This window comes from Bacillus sp. AR8-1 (assembly GCF_008042345.1).
Lineage (GTDB): Bacteria > Bacillota > Bacilli > Bacillales > Bacillaceae_G > Bacillus_A > Bacillus_A cereus.
On sequence record NZ_QNUB01000019.1, the window covers coordinates 43913 to 61619 of the forward strand.

A 17707-nucleotide genomic window follows, 5' to 3' on the forward strand; every position below is an offset into this window, starting at 1 on the left:
CACACATATTATCACCCTTATCACAATTGTGCAATAGTTTTGAAATAGAGAGATTATTTTATTTTTTAGAATAAACATTAAAATTTTCGTTTTCCAATATACTTTGCAACATTTTGTAATGCATACTTTGCTTTTCCACGTGGGAGTGGTTTTATTATTTCTAAAGCTTTATGTAAATAACGTTCACTAAACGCAAATGCTTGATCAATTGCTGGACTATTTTTTACAGCATCAATAATTTCTTGCATTTCACTTGCTGTTGTATTTTCATGTACAGATGTGATTTTTTGACGAAGTACTGGATCTTCCATCGCATATAAAGCAGGGAGCGTTATGTTTCCTTGTAATAAATCTCCACCAGCAGGTTTTCCAAGTTTCTCTTCTGTGGAAACGAAGTCTAAAATGTCATCAATAATTTGATAAGACATTCCTACAAAATACCCATACCAAAATAGACGATTTACTGTATCACGATTAGCACCAGCAGCAATCGCTCCCAATTGACAACTCGCGGCAATTAATAATGCTGTTTTTCGCTTTATTCTTCTTAAATACGTTCTTAAATTTTGGTCATAATTGTATTTATCTTTAATTTGTTCAATTTCACCTTTACAGACTTCTAAAATAGTATGTGATAACGCTTGATGCGCCTCTGGGATTTCGATATTTGTTATACATTCAAGAGACTTAGCGAACAAATAGTCCCCTGTATACATCGCAATACGATCTCCCCATTTCGCATTCACAGTCGCACTGCCGCGTCGTAAAAATGCAGCATCAATAACATCATCGTGAACAAGAGAAGCCATATGAATAAGCTCTAACGCAACAGCAACATGCTTAATCGCATCTAACTTATAATCTCCAAATTTCCCTGCAAGCAACACAAATACAGGACGAATTCGCTTCCCACCAGCTTCAATAAGTTGTAATGCTGCCTCTTCTACTAATGGCTGTTCAGAAGCAACTGTCTTTTTTAATTCTTTTTCTATCACATTAATATCCGATCGTAAAAAAGAGTACATAAGTTGTAACTTCATATTGTTCACCTTAACCTAAAACTTCTTTTTTCTTTTTTCTATTTTGATTCTGGTTTAATACCTAAATGCATCGCTGCTACCCCAAAAGTAAATGGTTTCACTTGCACACGTTCAAGTCCAGCTTGCTCAAACATTTGGGCCAATTCTTTCATCCCTGGGAATGCACTAGCAGATTCTTGAAGCCATGAATATTCTTTATAACTTTTCGCAAACATCTTTCCAAATAACGGCATGATATATTTAAAGTATAAAATATACCCTTGTCGAAAACCAATCATTGTTGGTTGAGATGTTTCTAAACAGATTACTTTTCCACCTGGTTTTACTACACGCGTCATTTCTTTTAATACGTGCATATAATCCGGTACGTTACGTAAACCAAACCCAATTGTTACATAATCAAACGTATTATCTTCAAATGGAAGCTCCATCGCATTCCCATGTAGAAGTTCTACTTGTTTTAATTGTAACGCCTCTACCTTTTGCTTACCGACAGATAACATATTTTCACTGAAGTCTAAGCCAACAACCTTTCCTTGCTCACCTACCGCTCCAGCTAGCGCAATTGTCCAATCTGCGGTTCCGCAGCATACATCAAGCGCTTTACTGCCAGGTTGTACATCCATAATTCGCATCGTTTCTTTACGCCACGCTTTATGTCTTTGAAAACTAATTACAGAATTCATCACATCGTATTTATCAGAAATCTTTTCAAATACGTCATGTACTCTTTCTTCTTTTGATTGTTGCATGCTCGTACCTTCTTCCAATGTAAAATTGCTTATGTCTTCTATTTATCCCTTAACACAGAATTTATTTCATGTACGTCTGTGTGATTTTCTAAAAATTGTTTTTCTTTCTTTCTCAATTCCATCATCCAACCATTAATCACTACTTCTGCTTTATCCCCTAAAGCATCTTGCACCGCTTGAAAAACAGGTGAATGTTGTTTATCAGCATACAATTGAATTTCTTTTTGAAGGCGATTTCCACCTAATACGTATGTGATAAATGGCTTCCAATGTGATAAATGAAAATGATCACATGTTTTTTGAAGGAGCGCAGACTCAATCGTTACTACGCTTTTCATTATGTCATCCATCGTTTCATGCGCTTTTTGGTATAACATAATTTTGTGTTCATTTATCTCTTTAATTCCTTCAGCAAGTGCACGAATTAAAACAATATCACGATTCATAGACAATAAATAATAATATAGTCCACTATAGTAATCGCCTGCAAGTACTGTTAATTGACGACATTTATGGAATTCAATCTCTTCCTCGCCTGCTTTATTTGATACCCTTTCATGCGTATCAAGCGCAATTTGTACAAGCATAATTGTTACTACGTAATGCTCAATTTGTTCTATATGTAAGTTTGCACTCTTTAAAGCACCATATAACAATGCTATCTTTTCTTCATCAATAAATGGTTCTTCAATATAGTTTATAAAATAAGGATGGCGTAATTTCTCCATCAATTTCTCTTTTATACCCGCATACCCTCCGTAGATGTCACACACAAAAAATCACCCTTGTTTTCTAATTCATAAAACTTATTATAACACATACACTCTATTTTCTATAACCAAAACTTGGCTACACCTACCATTCATGTAAGCAATCTTTCTAATCTCACTCTGTCTAGCTAAAACTATATCATTTATTTACTAAAAAAAAAAAAGAAAAGCAGTTTCCCGCTTTTCTTTACTTCGCTTTAATAAACGATAAAATTTCACTGCGCGCTGCAGCATCATTTTCAAGCACACCACGCACTGCTGTCGTTACTGTTTTCGCACCTGGTTTTTTCACACCACGCATCGTCATACACATATGTTCTGCTTCTACTACTACCATTACACCATGAGGCTCTAGTACTTCCATAATAGAGTTCGCTACTGTTGATGTAATACGTTCTTGCAGTTGTGGACGACGTGCAATTGTATCTACAGTACGAGCTAATTTACTTAACCCTGTCACCTTTCCACCTTGCGGAATATATGCAACGTGAGCAACTCCATAGAATGGAACTAAATGATGCTCACACATCGAATAAAATGGTATATCTTTTACTAGTACAAGCTCTTCGTGATCTTCTCCGAATACTTTATGCAAATGCTCTTTCGGATCTTCATGCATACCTGAGAACACTTCTGCGTACATTTTTGCAACACGCTTTGGCGTATCAAGTACTCCCTCACGATTTGGATCATCCCCAATCGCCTCTAAAATAAGGCGTACTGCATGTTCAATTTGTTCTAAATTAACTTTTGCCATCCGCTAGCCCTCCCGAAAACCTAAAAGTGATACGAACACATTCTAGCATATTTATGTTTTTAAAAGCAAAAAGAAGAGTTCCCAAAAAGGAAACTCTTCTTCCCTGTTAATATGTAAGGATTATTTAACCGCATCTTTTAACGCTTTACCAGGTTTGAATGCAGGTACTTTACTTGCAGCGATTTCAATCTCCTCACCTGTTTGTGGGTTACGACCTTTACGAGCCGCACGCTCACGAACTTCGAAGTTACCGAATCCGATCAGTTGTACTTTATCACCTTGTTTTAAAGCTTCTAAGATAGAATCAAAAACAGCGTCTACTGCTTTTGTTGCGTCCTTTTTAGAAAGGGAACTTGCTTCTGCAACAGCATTGATTAAATCTGTCTTGTTCATGCCATTCACCTCCTCCCAAAGATAAGACTGTATAATGATCATAAAATGAGTCTTACTTTCATTTGTAGGCAATTTTTACAAATTCTATACTACAAAGATGTAGATAAATCATTATCAACGCCTATATTATACGATTCTCCTTTATAATTCAATATTTTTAAGGAAATTGTTACTCTGAAAATGTGAAAATCTGATGAAACTTGACAATTTACAACAATGTATTAGATAATGACTGTTTATTTTTCTATTTTATAATCGAAAAAACAAAAAATCCCTCTACAGTGAGAGGGATTTTTCTTATAGTATAATCGCAATTAATCCGCCAGATCCTTCATTAATAATTCTTTCTAACGTTTCTTTTAATTTATATCTAGCATTTTCTGGCATTAATGATAATTTCGCCTGAATTCCTTCTCGAACAATCGAGCTAAGCGAACGTCCAAAGATATCAGAATTCCAAATTGATAACGGGTCATCTTCAAAATCTTGCATTAAATAACGAACTAATTCTTCACTTTGCTTTTCAGTACCAATGATCGGCTCAAACGTTGACTCTACATCTACTTTAATCATATGAATAGATGGCGCTACCGCTTTTAACTTCACACCAAACCTTGAACCGTGACGAATAATTTCTGGCTCATCTAAGCTCATATCCGCTAGTGCAGGGGCTGCTACACCATATCCTGTTTGCTTAACCATACGCAGTGCATCTGCCACTTGGTCGTATTCTATTTTCGCATGAGATAAATCGAGCATAAGCTTCAATAAATGATCTTTCCCTCGAATTTCTACTCCTACTACTTCTTTTAAAATCTGATCATATAATTCATCTGGCGCATATAAATCAATCTCCGCCACACCTTGCCCCATATCAATGCCAGCTAGGCTCGCCCGATCAATAAATTCATATTGACTAAACTGCCAAACAACGCGATCCACATCACGAAGACGTTTTATATCCTTCACAGTTTCTTGAACTGCTTCTTGATAACTTTGACGCAACCAATGCCCTTCATTTAGCACCATTACCCAGCTCGGAAGGTTCACATTCACTTCTAATACAGGGAATTCAAATAGCGCTTCACGAAGTACATTATATACATCTGTTTCTCTTAAACTCTCCACACTCATTGCAATAACCGGGATATCATATTCTTCTGATAAACTTTGGCGTAATTGCTCTGTATCTGGATGATACGGCTGTACCGTATTAATTATCATAATGAAAGGTTTTCCTACTTCTTTCAACTCATTTACAACGCGTTCTTCTGCCTCTATATAATCTCTTCTTGGAATTTCACCAATCGTTCCATCTGTTGTAATTACAACACCAATTGTTGAATGTTCTTGAATTACTTTACGCGTGCCGATTTCTGCAGCTTCATGGAATGGAATAGGTTCTTCATACCAAGGGGTATTAATCATGCGCGGGCCATTCTCATCTTCATAGCCCTTCGCTCCTGGAACCGTATATCCAACACAATCTACTAATCGAATGTTCACTTCAAGTCCTTCATCTACTTCGATAGAAACCGCTTGGTTTGGAACAAACTTCGGTTCCGTCGTCATAATTGTACGACCAGCAGCACTTTGAGGCAATTCATCCTGCGCTCTTTGACGGTCAGACTCATTCTCAATATTTGGAATAACTACAAGTTCCATAAATTTTTTAATGAATGTTGATTTCCCTGTTCGAACAGCTCCTACAACTCCAAAATAAATATCACCGCCTGTTCGTTCTGCAATATCTTTAAAAATATCTACCTTTTCCAAGTGATTCCCTCCCTCAAAATTTTTGGGAATAATTCCGCGTTTATAGTCAACTAATACCTTCTCTAACGTTGCCTATAATATCTGATATAATATAATGGTATTCTAGAAGTTCGGACAATATATCATATAATTTTGTCCAATTTCATATGACTATTAAAAAATATCTTTTGTTTGCATCGTAAGTTGTATAACATAAAAAACCTTTCTTCTAGAACTTATTCACTAAAAGAAAGGTTCATGACTTATGATTTTAAAAAAATTGGTTCTCCGTTCTTTACTGTGTACGGTAAAGAATAAGCTGGTACAAACGGGGAACCTTTCGAAAGTATATTTCGAATATCTTCTCCCTCCGTAAACTGCCCTTCATTTTTTTTCAAAGCGTCATATAAGTCGATTCTATAATCAACAAAAACTTCTCCTTTTTCATTAATTACAAAAGGAAGCCCTTTACCAGAATATGGACTTGTCACTTGTGGCACATCTTTATATCCTAGTTTTTTGAAATCCAATTCATATACACCATCTGAAATTACTTTTTTAAAAGGTGGATATTGATGTTCATCACGATACATCCTAAGTTTTAAAGATAATTCCTGAATTTGTTCAGCCATCCTAACATCAATTAACTTTACTGTTGGATTTGTTTCAACGTCTATTAATACGTATTGATATACTCCTCCACTTTCATATGCATTCCCTGGCGCTTCTTGTATGTAACGCGGAGCAATCTGTTGAAAATCGATTGGATACTTTTGATAAATAGGTGTACTCATATCCCTCGTCTTAATTGGCAATATCCCATCATTTTGCTTCTTAAATGTCACAACAGCTTTTTGAACAACTTGTAGCTGATCTTCATAAGGAACCGCATTTTGCTTCATATTTTCTTTCGGATACAGACACCCCGTTAAAAGGCTCATACAACAAAATATTAAAATAATATGGACTTTTTTCACTAGCATCACCTTTTCATACTAATATAACTTGCTCCGTATGTAGTATTTTCGAGACCATTCCATTTACTGCTGTACAGGTCCACTAAATACAACAAGAAAAATAACAATTCCTGACACAACCATAAGGGTGTACGCTACTAACGCTGTAATCCCTTTCAAAAATTTATTCTTTATTTTATGTCTACTTAATAAAATAAAACTTACTGCAAAAAACATAAATCCAATTGCCCCTAAAGCCAACCACATTTTCATAAGCCCTTCTGACATATACACACCCCTTTTTATTAATCTATTTTTATACTATTTTAACAAATTAAAATCTTTAAACAAATAAAAAAAGAACATTTTACTACAAATCGCGAATATGTAACTTTAATCAATAGGTTTTTCAGCATCTTCCACCAATCTAGATAAAAATAAAACCGAAGCGATTGTATCTCTCGCTTCGGTTGACCAAATATGCCCAAAAACAGCTCTATTCCCATTCTTTCATGGCTATCATATGCAATCTACAAACTCTTTGTTTCTCATAATTTATTTTTTAAACATTTTGCTTAACGAGCCAAAATCTGCTGGCATATTATTATTAATAATCGCTTTTACAATTTGATCCTCTTGCTCTTTCGGCACTTCACGTCCCGCCATAAGAGCCACTTGATGAATCAATTGACGAAGTACAGTTTCATCACGTAAATTCGCATTTTGCACGGATGATGCTAATTTAAAAATATCCTCTTTATTTACTTTCGCTTCCTTCTCAATATTATTAAAAATGTTATTATCCATTCTTTTCACCCTCTCCTCAAGTTACTCTTCATCCTATGCAAAAATAAATAAATGGTGAAAAGACCCATAAAATAAAAAAGCGACAGAAGTACAAATGTACTTCTGTCGCTTTTCTTTACAGTAAGTCAGGTATAGCTTCCACTTCATGTTTTCGAACACGTCCCATTAATGAGCCTACCGCATCTTTTACGTTATTCCCATTGAACAGCACGTCATATAAAGCAGCTGTAATCGGCATTTCAACTTCCATTTTCTCTGCCAATTCATGAGCAGCTTTCGTTGTTCTTACACCTTCCACAACCATACCCATGCTTTCTAACACTTCTTCTAAAGAATGTCCTTTTCCAAGCATATTTCCAGCGCGCCAATTTCGGCTATGAACACTTGTACAAGTTACAATTAAGTCTCCCATACCAGTTAGACCAGCAAACGTTAACGGATTCCCGCCCATTTTTCTTCCTAAACGAGCAATCTCTGTTAAACCACGTGTCATCAATGCCGCTTTTGCATTATCACCTAATCCAAGACCATCAGTTATACCAGCAGCTAATGCGATAATATTTTTTAACGCACCACCAAGTTCAACTCCAACGATATCTGGATTTGTGTATACACGGAAATAACTATTCATGAATAAATCTTGTACTTCCTCAGCCGCTTCCATACGCTTTGCTGCAGACGTAACTGTTGTCGCTTGTCGTAAACCAACTTCTTCAGCATGACTCGGTCCAGACAATACAACAACATCTTTAATTAAGTTCTCTGGAATTTCTTCCTCGATTACTTCCGAAATACGTTTTGACGTACCAGGTTCAATCCCTTTACTCGCATGAATCCAAGTAATCGGTTCTGTAACAATTTCTTTCATCTCTTGTAATACATCTCTGTACGCTTTCGTCGGTACTACTAGCAGTACTGTATTTACATCTACTAATGCTTCTTCTAAAGAAGAGTAGGCTACGATTGTGCTTGGCAATGTAATGCCTGGGAGATATCGACTATTCTCATGTTTCGTATTCATTTCATCCATAAGTTCTGAGCGATTTCCCCAAATACGTACATCATGTCCATTGTCAGCTAATACCATCGCTAACGCTGTTCCCCAGCTACCTGCTCCTACTACTGTGATTTTTGTCATAAAATCACATCCTCTCCATTAGTCTCTTGCTCGAGCAATAATGTGAATCGGCGTTCCTACAAAACCGAACGCTTCACGTAAACGATTCTTTAAGAAGCGCTCATATGAAAAGTGCATTAATTCTGTATCGTTTACAAACACAACAAATGTCGGTGGTTTTACCGCAACCTGTGTTGCATAGAAGATTTTCAGACGGCTACCATTATGAGTCGGTGTTGGATTCATTGCTACCGCATCCATAATTACATCGTTTAATACGTTTGTTTGTACACGGATACTATGGCTTTCATTTACCTCATTGATAACCGGTAATAACGTTTGTGTACGTTTTTTCGTTTTTGCAGATAAGAATACAATCGGTGCATAATCCAAGAATTGGAAATGAGCACGAATGTTTTCTTCAAATGCTTTCATTGTTTTTTCATCTTTTTTCACTGCATCCCATTTGTTTACAACGATAATAACAGCTCGTCCTGAATCATGAGCATATCCAGCGATTTTTTTATCTTGCTCAATAATTCCTTCTTCTCCGTCTAAAACAACTAAAACAACGTCAGAACGTTCAATCGCTCTAAGTGCACGAAGTACACTATACTTTTCTGTACTTTCATATACTTTTCCTTTTTTACGCATACCAGCTGTATCGATGATTACATAATCTTGATCATCTTTACTATATGGTGTATCGACAGCATCACGCGTCGTTCCTGCGATATTACTTACAATTACACGTTCTTGACCAAGAAGTGCATTTACAAGCGATGATTTCCCTACGTTTGGACGTCCAATTAAAGAGAAACGGATTGTTTCATCGTCATACGCTTCTTCTTCAATCTTTGGAAAATGATTTGCAGCTTCATCTAACAAATCACCAAGTCCTAAACCGTGTGTACCTGAAATCGGGAATGGCTCGCCAAATCCTAATGAATAAAAATCATAAATATCACTACGCATTTCTGGATTATCAACTTTATTTACCGCAAGTACAATTGGTTTTTTAGAACGATACAAAATTTTAGCAACTTCTTCATCCGCTGCAGTTACACCATCGCGACCATTCGTCATAAAAATGATAACATCTGCTTCATCAATCGCAACTTCCGCCTGTTGACGAATTTGTGTCAAGAACGGCTCGTCTCCAATATCAATTCCACCTGTATCAATAATGTTAAACTCATGATTTAACCATTCTCCCGCACTATAAATACGGTCTCGAGTTATACCTGGGATATCTTCTACGATTGAAACTCTTTCTCCAACTATTCTATTGAAAATAGTAGATTTTCCTACGTTCGGGCGGCCTACTATTGCTATTACTGGTTTCGGCATATACTTTCATCCTTTCAACTTGCTTCTGTTTATTATGTAAAAAACCCTTCTTTGTGCAAGAAGGGATTTGCATTCCAGAATATTTCTCAACGTATCAAAACACCTCACATTATAACACACGTTCCTAATGTTTCACAATAATATATACATTCTCTTGTAAGCGATGCGCAATACCATCTAAAATTGCCTCTAAATTATTTGCAACAAATTCTAGTTCCTCCATCGACTCACAAACAAATAAAGGAGCACCACCTGCAAATTTTTCTGGCGCTGTTGTAATAACTGCCAGGATAACGCTTTCTAACATCATCTCTTATCTCCCCTTCCTTTCGGGGCTTCCGATGACATATGGACAGCACTTTCTAACGTTGGTACATTTCCTATGACACTTATTGCTTTCTCTGCATCTTGATCTTGCGGTAAGACAAAAATCCCAACCCTGCCATCCTCTAAATCACGCTTTGCTAACGGTACAAGCGCTGGTGTACCAGAATCTCTATAAATGCCTAACGCCACCGAAACATCGTGTAAAATAGCTTGCCGTTGCCCTAAATTTGAGATTGTCACCATCGCATCAATTGATTTCGGTTTTAATATAAACCCCATGCCATATTTCATAATCTCTTCTTGCCTCACCGGCAATCCAATATTCATAATATAAATATTATCGATATAAAGCCCTGCTCCTTCAAAACGCAGCGGAACATGCTCAATATCTACAAGGTCATGGAGTCTTCTACCAGACATTAATTTTTTCGCAATAAAAAATGCGATTATAGCCATAATTACTCCAGCAATCCATGAACGGAACCCTATATACGCAAACGTCGTTGCAAACGACGTTAACATCGCCAAATAGTTGCGACTTTCAAAAACCAATGCAATCCCTTCAATGTACGTATTTCCACGCGGTACGAGCTCATATCCATCTAATTGTTGAAGTGTATTTCTTTCCATATTACGTACATCACGAAATTGTGTCGCTGCTAACGTAAGAAATGTAATGGCAGAAAAATCTTTTTTCAAAATAGATGGGATTGCAATCGCTCCTAAAGCTGCTGCAATTAACCCCATTGCAATATGAATAATCTTTCCATGTAGCCTCGTCGGATATTGCCGTGTATCCGTCCGAAGCATTAACACCCTTGTAACTGTCCCCGCTATTACGCCGCATAAAATGGCTGGTGTATATTCAGTCATGTATTACCCTCGCCTTTCTTTTACGTGTTTTTCTCTTAAACTGTTCCATGTATACTGATGCTTTTGCAATCCAAAACAATACTGCCATGAATAATGTAGAAACGGCGACGATATCAAAAAATGCTAAACTACCGTAATCATATGGAAAATTCAATTTCCGAAAAATAAATGTCACTAGCAACTCTCCTTGTAACATCCCTACATATAGGGAACATAATCGTAATATGCGATCCCCATGCAATAACACCGATGCATACACAAGAGCACTACTTAGCAGAAACACTCTATCCACCACAATCCAAATCGGATCATATATCTCTAACAGATGAAAACTTGTATATAACATCGCAATAATAAGTGCCGAAAGTAAGCTATATAATTTTTTCCAAACAGAATACAGCGCGATCCCTATAAAAGAAATAATACAAAGTAAAAGAGCATTTACTGATACCATGAATGAGGCGATCGTTACATGTAACGGAGAGCAAATTATAAACATCAATATACAAGCGCCTAACTTCCACCGAATATGGTCCTTTTTCATAAAAAAGGTTACGACAACCCACCCTATCCAAGCTATAAAATAAAAAGTACTTCCATCCATCTACTTCACCTCCTATGTTTTCCATTATGGGAATTTTTTATGAAAGTTAATCCATTTTATTTACGCATAGTTTTTTCTTATAACAGCAACACTTTTAACAAGGAGGTGTTATTCATTATGGGTAAAGATCGCCAAGAACGAAAACTACGAGAATCACGCCGCGTTGAATCTGATCGTGATCAATCACTACAATATCCAGGTGCAACTGGACTTGATACACCAGAGCAGGCTCGAAAACAAAACCAGCACTAATGAATACAAAAAGACGGTTTCGATATTGTACGAAACCGTCTTTTACATAATCATTTTAATGATTTTTATTTATATCGAAATAATATTTTGTGTACTATATCCTCCTATCACTTCTTTTTACCTCCACCTATTTCCTTTAGAAAATACCAATTCCATTTTATATTACGAGAAAGAAAACAAAACAAAAAAATCAACCGAACGGTTGATTTTTTATCTCCTACTATAATGCGCAGTATCAATACCACGCTGCATTAACCAATGATATGTTTCACCTTTTACAACAAGAGGTACAGATTGCAACTCTTCTATCGTCTTCGCACCAAGAGCTGTCATAATAAATTTCAAATCTGTATGTAGAAGTTCAATTTCATCCACTAATTTCTCGATACCATCTTGCATTAAAATACGTAAAAAGTAACCAGCAAACGCAGTTGTATTCGCCCCTAATGCGATTGCTTTCGCTACGTCAAGCGCTGTCTGTATACCCCCTGATGCAATAAAAGAGAGGTTATTATTTGTAGAGGTTGCTTCAATAATCGAGGTTGCTGTTTGTATGCCCCAGTTATTAAAATAAGAAAGCATTCGCTGTCTTCTTTCATTTTCAACAGCAGCAAAATTCGTACCACCTTGCCCACCAATATCAATTGCCGTTACACCTACGTTCGCTAACTGTTGCATTGTTTCCTTGCTCATCCCAAATCCAACTTCTTTTACAATGACAGGAACTTTACTATTTAAAACAATTTTCTCTATGCGCTGAAGTACACCAGTAAAGTCACGGTCTCCTTCTGGCATCGTTAACTCTTGTATGACATTTAAATGAATTTGCAATGCATTCGCTTCAATCATATCAACGGCACGCTCTGCCTGCTCGATAGTTGCCTCACTACCTAAATTAGCAAAGAAAATACCATTCGGGTTTACCTTTCTAATCACCTTATAAGAAGCAGCCTCACTTTCATCTTTTAACGCCGCCATTTGCGACCCTACAGCCATAGCAAGGTTATGCTGTTTCGCTACATATGCTAATTGCTCATTAATATGTAACGTTTTCTCTCCTCCACCACCAGTCATCGCATTGATAAAAATCGGCGAACTTAGTGAAAGTTCGCCGATTTTTGTTTCACATGTTATTGTGTCATAATTTGAATTTGGCAAGCTTTGATGCACAAAATCAATATCATGAAAGCCATGCGTACGAGACTGACCAGTAGAAAGAGCGTATTCAATATGATCTAATTTACGTTTTGCCCTTACCACTTGTACCCCTCATTATTTCTTTAATTTTTTCAGTTGTTCACCAATAATATCACTTAATTGGAAAGTAGCAGAATCAGCATTTGGCTCATACTGACTATAATCTTCAATTACATTATTTTCCTCAAGCGCTTCTTTTATACTTAAAGAAATACGTTTCTCTGCTACGTGAACTTCAAGTACTTTCACTTTTACTTCTTGTCCCATTTCCAATACTTCATTCGGGTTTTTCACGTGACGATTTGCAATTTGAGATACGTGTACAAGTCCTTCAACGCCAGGTAAAATCTCAACGAATGCACCAAATGTAACAAGGCGTTTTACTACTCCCTCACGAATATCTCCAGCTTTTATTTCGCCAGCAACGTTTTCCCAAGGTCCTGGTTGAGCCGCTTTAATTGATAAAGAAATACGTTGTGTATCAGCATCAACAGATAAAACCTTTACCTTCACCTTTTGACCTTGCTCTAATACTTCAGAAGGTTGCTCTACACGTTCGTGTGAAATTTGTGAAATGTGAACTAAACCGTCCACGCCACCAACGTTAACGAATGCACCAAAGTCAGTTAATCGTTGCACTGTTCCTTCAACAACGTCACCTTCTTTTAATGAAGAAATTGCTTCTTTTTTCTTAGAATCTAGTTCTAATTCTACTACCGCTTTATGCGAAAGGATTACACGATTTTTTTCACGGTCTAATTCAACAATTTTCACCGCTAATGTTTTACCTTTATAGTCAGTAAAGTCTTCTACATAATGTACTTCTACAAGTGAAGCTGGAATAAAACCGCGAACACCAAGGTCCACAACTAATCCGCCATTCACAATATCTTTTACAGTAACATCAAATACATGACCAGAAGTAAATTTCTCTTGTAATTCTACCCATGCTTTTTCTGCATCAACAGCACGTTTAGATAAGACAAGATCATCTTCTTCTAATTTAATAATTTTCAACTCTAGTGTTTGATCTAATTCTACAACATCGCTTGCTTTTTCAATATGAACGTTAGCTAATTCACTAATTGGAATTACGCCATCTGTTTTGTATCCAACATTTACAAGCACTTGTTTCTCTTCAACTTTCGTTACAGAACCTGTAACAACGTCACCAACTTGTAATTCTTTTGAATCCATAACTTCTTCATTCATTTTCTCTACCATGGAAATACCTCCCTACAGAATTGACAAAGCATTTTTTTATGTATATACGAAATGAAAACAAAGTTTTCATTTGCATGTTTAAGAATTTCTCATCACATACTCTTTTTCAATACCATTCACAAGAAAATATATTAAACCTATATAAATAGTATACAGCAAAACCAGCTTGAAAAAAGTATGTTTTGAAATATAATAGCGAATATATTCTGACAGTTTTATTCCTCTTTAACTAACTTCTTACAAATCAGCTCATTTGTCAAGGAAAGAGACTCACAATTCACGTATCCTTTACATTTCTATTTCAACAAAAAAAGAAAGAGGATTATCCCCTTTCTTTATTTCGCAAACACTCCTGAAACAATACTCATAATTTTTTGGACAACTTCTTCAATTGATAAAGAAGTCGTATCTAATTCCAATGCATCATCAGCCTTTTTTAGTGGAGAAACTTCGCGTTCTGAATCTAATTTATCACGCTGAGCAATTTCTTCTTTTAGCTGCTCTAAATTAGAATCGAAACCTTTATTTAAATTTTCTAAATGCCTTCTTTCCGCTCTTTCTTCAACAGAAGCAAGCATAAAGATTTTCACTTCAGCATCCGGTAATACATGTGTACCAATATCACGGCCGTCCATTACAACACCGCCTTTTTTCGCTAACTCTTGCTGACGACGTACCATTTCTTCACGAACAAGGCGATGCTTCGCTACAATAGATACTCGATTCGTCACATCAGGTGTACGGATTACTTCAGAAACATCTTGTCCATTCAAAAATACAAGCTGCGTATTTTCTCCTTGCTGAAATTCAATATTTACATTCTTTACAACTTCCATTAACTGTTCTTCATTTTCAATATCTACTTTTTGTTCAAGGGCTGCATATGTAAGCGTACGGTACATCGCGCCTGTATCAATATAAATGTAAGAAAGTTCCTTCGCAACAACTTTTGCCACTGTACTTTTCCCAGCAGCTGCTGGACCATCTATAGCAATTGAAATTCGTTTATCCATTGTAACACCTCATTTTTTCACTTATAAAACAAAACGAAAAGCAGGTGTTCACCCTGCTTCTTCTCATTTGCTTCACGTCATTAAATCCTCAATTATTGTAGCATAATCCTTCATAGAAGAAAATGAAAACTACCTATTCACCTGCAAGATTTCTGCTTTATTTTTTACCATGACACCTTCGTAATAAACAATTTTAGATAAATATTTCACTGATGACTTATGTATAAATAACAATTGTACAACAGAAAGACAAATGAATTGTATTATTAATATACGAATAAAAATTCTCTCCATCTTTTTCAACATAATTGCCCCCTCCTATACTATATTTGCACATTTCGTTTCGTGATTTTATACATCGTACATATAGCAGTTAATTTTATTGTCATTTTCGAGACATACTTTTATACATTTCCATTGTCGAATTTACTCAAAACATGTTATGTTCTAAATGTATTTTTTTACTTGAAAGGGGTATAAGCATTGAAAAGAATCCTAGTTTTACACACAGGTGGAACAATTGCAATGGAGGAAGATAAAGAAACTGGGGTCGTACAACCAGGTGAAAAAAATCCTCTTTTAAAATTCATTCCTGATTTAGAAGGCGATGTTGATTTAATCGTTGAAGATGTGTTCCATCTACCATCTCCTCATATGACACCGAGCGAAATGTTACAATTACAAGTCATCATTGATGAAAGAGTAAAACAAGACAACATTCATGGCGTAGTCATTACGCATGGTACGGATACATTAGAAGAAACAGCTTATTTCTTAGATTTAACAGTACAAGCAACCATTCCGATTGTTGTGACAGGTGCAATGCGCTCTAGCAATGAGTTAGGTGCTGATGGTCTATATAACTTCTTATCAGCTGTAAAAGTTGCTAGTTGTGATGAAGCTGCAGAAAAAGGTGTTTTAGTCGTATTAAACGACGAAATTCATTGCGCTACAAATGTAACGAAAACACATACAAGTAATGTCGCAACATTCCAAAGCCCACAATATGGACCAATTGGAATGGTAACAAAACGCGGTGTTGTCTTCCATCACGCTTTAGTACATCACGAAACATATACGATAAACAAAGTATCTAAAAATGTAGTTGTTCTAAAAGCATATGCCGGCATGGATGATACATTATTAGCAGCAATCGAAAATCTTCCTGTAGACGGTATTGTTATCGAAGCGCTTGGACAAGGTAATCTACCTCCAAGAACACTTCCTAGTCTAGAACGATTATTAAATAAAGGTATTCCTGTCGTATTAGTTTCTCGCTGTTTCAACGGTATCGTTCAAGACGTATATTCGTATGAAGGTGGCGGTAAACACTTAAAAGATATGGGCATTGTATTCACATACGGCTTAAATGCACAAAAAGCACGCATTAAATTACTTGTCGCATTAGAGAATACAAATTCTCATGAATCCATTCAAAATATGTTTATGCACGAATAAAAAGGAGCTGTCGAGGTTTTCCCGACAGCTCCTTTTTATTTTTCTCTTGATGCAATAGTTTGTGCAATCGCATCTCCATGAAATCTACCGTTCTCGATAAATATTTCATTTGCATTATTTCCAGCAGCTATGACACCTGCAATGAAAATATTTTCAGCATTCGTTTCCATTCTATCCTCTGTATAAATTGGACGTCCTGTTTCTTCATCAATCTTAACACCCATCTTTGTTAAGAAGCTATGATCAGGATGATAACCAGTCATCGCAAATACAAAATCATTTTGGATTGTAAAATCTTCACCATCAACTGTAAACGTTAATGTATGCTCAGTAATTTCTTTCACATGAGCCCCGAAATGCATTTGAATTGTGTCGTTTCGTACTAACGCCTCAAATTCCGGCAAAATCCAAGGCTTTATGCTTGATGAATACTCACTTCCACGATACAGTACCGTTACACGCGCACCAGCTTTAACAAGTTCTAACGCGGCATCTACACTCGAGTTTTTCCCACCTATAACTACTACATCTCGATCAAAATAAGGATGCCCCTCTTTAAAATAGTGAGCTACTTTCTTCAATTCCTCACCTGGAACATTCATATAATTTGGATTATCATAATATCCAGTTGCTACAACAATATATTTCGCTATATATATTTCTTTACTTCCGTCACGCTTTGTCGTCTCAACCTGAAAAACTTCTCCATCGTTTTGAACTTTCTCCACTCGCTCAAAAGCATTTACACGTACAGATTTACGTTTTACTACTTCACGATAATACGCAAGCGCTTGATTTCGAACTGGCTTACGATTTTCTGTAATAAAAGCTACATCACCAATTTCTAATTTTTCACTAGAAGAGAAAAATGTTTGATGAGTTGGATAATTATAAATGGCATTTACAATGTTTCCTTTTTCAATTACTAACGGATTTATCCCTACCTTTTGCAACGAAATCGCTGCCGCTAATCCGCACGGACCGCCTCCGATTATAATAACTGTTTCTTTCTGCATACTCGTCCACTCCTAGTCTTCTACCAATACACTATTTATAAAAACA

The 17707-nt window shown here is 36.2% G+C and carries 21 protein-coding genes; 2 read left to right on the forward strand and 19 right to left on the reverse strand.

The features are described from left to right. Positions 1-77: 77 nt before the first annotated feature. The 14 genes from hepT to DN400_RS15335 form a co-directional block, all read right to left on the reverse strand. A complete protein-coding gene (gene hepT / locus DN400_RS15270) occupies positions 78-1040 on the reverse strand; it encodes a heptaprenyl diphosphate synthase component II (RefSeq protein WP_000776079.1) in 963 nt (320 codons plus the stop codon). A 38-nt stretch (positions 1041-1078) separates the two neighbouring features. Beyond that, positions 1079-1792 (reverse strand): 2-heptaprenyl-1,4-naphthoquinone methyltransferase, encoded by a 714-nt coding sequence (gene menG / locus DN400_RS15275; protein ID WP_001187668.1) that lies wholly within the window; start codon positions 1790-1792, stop codon positions 1079-1081. 38 nt (positions 1793-1830) lie between these two features. Beyond that, entirely contained in the window at positions 1831-2565 is a 735-nt protein-coding gene (locus DN400_RS15280; protein ID WP_000332843.1) for a heptaprenyl diphosphate synthase component 1, read from the reverse strand. A 184-nt stretch (positions 2566-2749) separates the two neighbouring features. Beyond that, positions 2750-3319 carry a GTP cyclohydrolase I FolE gene (gene folE / locus DN400_RS15285; protein WP_001151481.1) on the reverse strand — a complete coding sequence of 190 codons (570 nt, stop codon included), beginning with the start codon at positions 3317-3319 and terminating at the stop codon, positions 2750-2752. 120 nt (positions 3320-3439) lie between these two features. Then, the gene (locus tag DN400_RS15290) at positions 3440-3712 is read right to left on the reverse strand and encodes an HU family DNA-binding protein (RefSeq protein ID WP_001043860.1); all 273 of its coding nucleotides are present in this window, start codon (positions 3710-3712) and stop codon (positions 3440-3442) included. 297 nt (positions 3713-4009) lie between these two features. Further along, a complete protein-coding gene (spoIVA, locus tag DN400_RS15295; RefSeq protein WP_000416519.1) occupies positions 4010-5488 on the reverse strand; it encodes a stage IV sporulation protein A in 1479 nt (492 codons plus the stop codon). Positions 5489-5730: 242 nt separating this feature from the next. Further along, positions 5731-6444: a hypothetical protein gene (locus DN400_RS15300; protein ID WP_000755482.1), complete on the reverse strand. Its 714-nt coding sequence runs from the start codon at positions 6442-6444 to the stop codon at positions 5731-5733. A gap of 63 nt (positions 6445-6507) precedes the next feature. Beyond that, on the reverse strand, positions 6508-6711 hold the full coding sequence (locus tag DN400_RS15305) for a DUF2768 domain-containing protein (RefSeq protein ID WP_001289005.1): 204 nt from the start codon (positions 6709-6711) through the stop codon (positions 6508-6510). A gap of 267 nt (positions 6712-6978) precedes the next feature. Then, positions 6979-7230: a stage VI sporulation protein F gene (locus tag DN400_RS15310; protein ID WP_000369753.1), complete on the reverse strand. Its 252-nt coding sequence runs from the start codon at positions 7228-7230 to the stop codon at positions 6979-6981. A 115-nt stretch (positions 7231-7345) separates the two neighbouring features. Continuing rightward, the gene (locus DN400_RS15315; protein WP_000161783.1) at positions 7346-8368 is read right to left on the reverse strand and encodes an NAD(P)H-dependent glycerol-3-phosphate dehydrogenase; all 1023 of its coding nucleotides are present in this window, start codon (positions 8366-8368) and stop codon (positions 7346-7348) included. A gap of 18 nt (positions 8369-8386) precedes the next feature. Then, positions 8387-9697: a ribosome biogenesis GTPase Der gene (gene der, locus DN400_RS15320; RefSeq protein ID WP_001125890.1), complete on the reverse strand. Its 1311-nt coding sequence runs from the start codon at positions 9695-9697 to the stop codon at positions 8387-8389. A gap of 124 nt (positions 9698-9821) precedes the next feature. Beyond that, positions 9822-10007 (reverse strand): capping complex subunit for YIEGIA, encoded by a 186-nt coding sequence (locus tag DN400_RS15325; RefSeq protein ID WP_000979048.1) that lies wholly within the window; start codon positions 10005-10007, stop codon positions 9822-9824. Continuing rightward, the gene (locus DN400_RS15330) at positions 10004-10897 is read right to left on the reverse strand and encodes a YIEGIA family protein (protein ID WP_000141599.1); all 894 of its coding nucleotides are present in this window, start codon (positions 10895-10897) and stop codon (positions 10004-10006) included. Before DN400_RS15330 ends, DN400_RS15325 begins: the two co-directional genes overlap by 4 nt. Continuing rightward, on the reverse strand, positions 10890-11501 hold the full coding sequence (locus tag DN400_RS15335) for a YphA family membrane protein (protein WP_147801732.1): 612 nt from the start codon (positions 11499-11501) through the stop codon (positions 10890-10892). The genes DN400_RS15330 and DN400_RS15335 overlap by 8 nt, the downstream gene beginning before the upstream one ends. 117 nt (positions 11502-11618) lie before the next feature. Between DN400_RS15335 and DN400_RS15340 the strand changes: the two genes are divergently transcribed. Continuing rightward, on the forward strand, positions 11619-11753 hold the full coding sequence (locus tag DN400_RS15340) for a YpzI family protein (RefSeq protein WP_000513900.1): 135 nt from the start codon (positions 11619-11621) through the stop codon (positions 11751-11753). Positions 11754-11963: 210 nt separating this feature from the next. Here DN400_RS15340 and DN400_RS15345 read toward each other — a convergent pair whose 3' ends face one another. From DN400_RS15345 to DN400_RS29485, 4 genes are all read right to left on the reverse strand, one after another. Continuing rightward, the gene (locus DN400_RS15345; protein WP_000251041.1) at positions 11964-13013 is read right to left on the reverse strand and encodes a type 2 isopentenyl-diphosphate Delta-isomerase; all 1050 of its coding nucleotides are present in this window, start codon (positions 13011-13013) and stop codon (positions 11964-11966) included. 12 nt (positions 13014-13025) lie between these two features. Continuing rightward, positions 13026-14174 (reverse strand): 30S ribosomal protein S1, encoded by a 1149-nt coding sequence (gene rpsA / locus DN400_RS15350; RefSeq protein WP_000229558.1) that lies wholly within the window; start codon positions 14172-14174, stop codon positions 13026-13028. A gap of 335 nt (positions 14175-14509) precedes the next feature. Further along, positions 14510-15187 (reverse strand): (d)CMP kinase, encoded by a 678-nt coding sequence (gene cmk, locus DN400_RS15355; protein WP_147801733.1) that lies wholly within the window; start codon positions 15185-15187, stop codon positions 14510-14512. Between the two features lie 129 nt (positions 15188-15316). Continuing rightward, positions 15317-15490, reverse strand: coding sequence for a YpfB family protein (locus DN400_RS29485; RefSeq protein ID WP_023521499.1), 174 nt, complete (start codon positions 15488-15490; stop codon positions 15317-15319). A 180-nt stretch (positions 15491-15670) separates the two neighbouring features. Here DN400_RS29485 and ansA point away from each other — a divergent pair, with 180 nt between their 5' ends. Further along, positions 15671-16645: an asparaginase gene (gene ansA, locus DN400_RS15360; protein WP_000822009.1), complete on the forward strand. Its 975-nt coding sequence runs from the start codon at positions 15671-15673 to the stop codon at positions 16643-16645. 35 nt (positions 16646-16680) lie between these two features. Here the strand turns inward: ansA and DN400_RS15365 are convergent, their stop codons facing one another. Then, a complete protein-coding gene (locus DN400_RS15365) occupies positions 16681-17661 on the reverse strand; it encodes a YpdA family putative bacillithiol disulfide reductase (RefSeq protein ID WP_001168519.1) in 981 nt (326 codons plus the stop codon). Between the last annotated feature and the right edge of the window lie 46 nt (positions 17662-17707).

What these genes read in the sequence shown, in the direction of transcription:
- DN400_RS15325 (WP_000979048.1), bottom strand. Translation starts at nt 10,007, where the DNA reads ATGATGTTAGAAAGCGTTATCCTGGCAGTTATTACAACAGCGCCAGAA.
- DN400_RS15305 (WP_001289005.1), bottom strand. Translation starts at nt 6,711, where the DNA reads ATGTCAGAAGGGCTTATGAAAATGTGGTTGGCTTTAGGGGCAATTGGA.
- menG (WP_001187668.1), bottom strand. Translation starts at nt 1,792, where the DNA reads ATGCAACAATCAAAAGAAGAAAGAGTACATGACGTATTTGAAAAGATT.
- der (WP_001125890.1), bottom strand. Translation starts at nt 9,697, where the DNA reads ATGCCGAAACCAGTAATAGCAATAGTAGGCCGCCCGAACGTAGGAAAA.
- DN400_RS15365 (WP_001168519.1), bottom strand. Translation starts at nt 17,661, where the DNA reads ATGCAGAAAGAAACAGTTATTATAATCGGAGGCGGTCCGTGCGGATTA.
- DN400_RS15335 (WP_147801732.1), bottom strand. Translation starts at nt 11,501, where the DNA reads ATGGATGGAAGTACTTTTTATTTTATAGCTTGGATAGGGTGGGTTGTC.
- DN400_RS15340 (WP_000513900.1), top strand. Translation starts at nt 11,619, where the DNA reads ATGGGTAAAGATCGCCAAGAACGAAAACTACGAGAATCACGCCGCGTT.
- cmk (WP_147801733.1), bottom strand. Translation starts at nt 15,187, where the DNA reads ATGGATAAACGAATTTCAATTGCTATAGATGGTCCAGCAGCTGCTGGG.
- DN400_RS15315 (WP_000161783.1), bottom strand. Translation starts at nt 8,368, where the DNA reads ATGACAAAAATCACAGTAGTAGGAGCAGGTAGCTGGGGAACAGCGTTA.
- folE (WP_001151481.1), bottom strand. Translation starts at nt 3,319, where the DNA reads ATGGCAAAAGTTAATTTAGAACAAATTGAACATGCAGTACGCCTTATT.
- rpsA (WP_000229558.1), bottom strand. Translation starts at nt 14,174, where the DNA reads ATGGTAGAGAAAATGAATGAAGAAGTTATGGATTCAAAAGAATTACAA.
- DN400_RS15330 (WP_000141599.1), bottom strand. Translation starts at nt 10,897, where the DNA reads ATGACTGAATATACACCAGCCATTTTATGCGGCGTAATAGCGGGGACA.
- hepT (WP_000776079.1), bottom strand. Translation starts at nt 1,040, where the DNA reads ATGAAGTTACAACTTATGTACTCTTTTTTACGATCGGATATTAATGTG.
- DN400_RS15310 (WP_000369753.1), bottom strand. Translation starts at nt 7,230, where the DNA reads ATGGATAATAACATTTTTAATAATATTGAGAAGGAAGCGAAAGTAAAT.
- DN400_RS15290 (WP_001043860.1), bottom strand. Translation starts at nt 3,712, where the DNA reads ATGAACAAGACAGATTTAATCAATGCTGTTGCAGAAGCAAGTTCCCTT.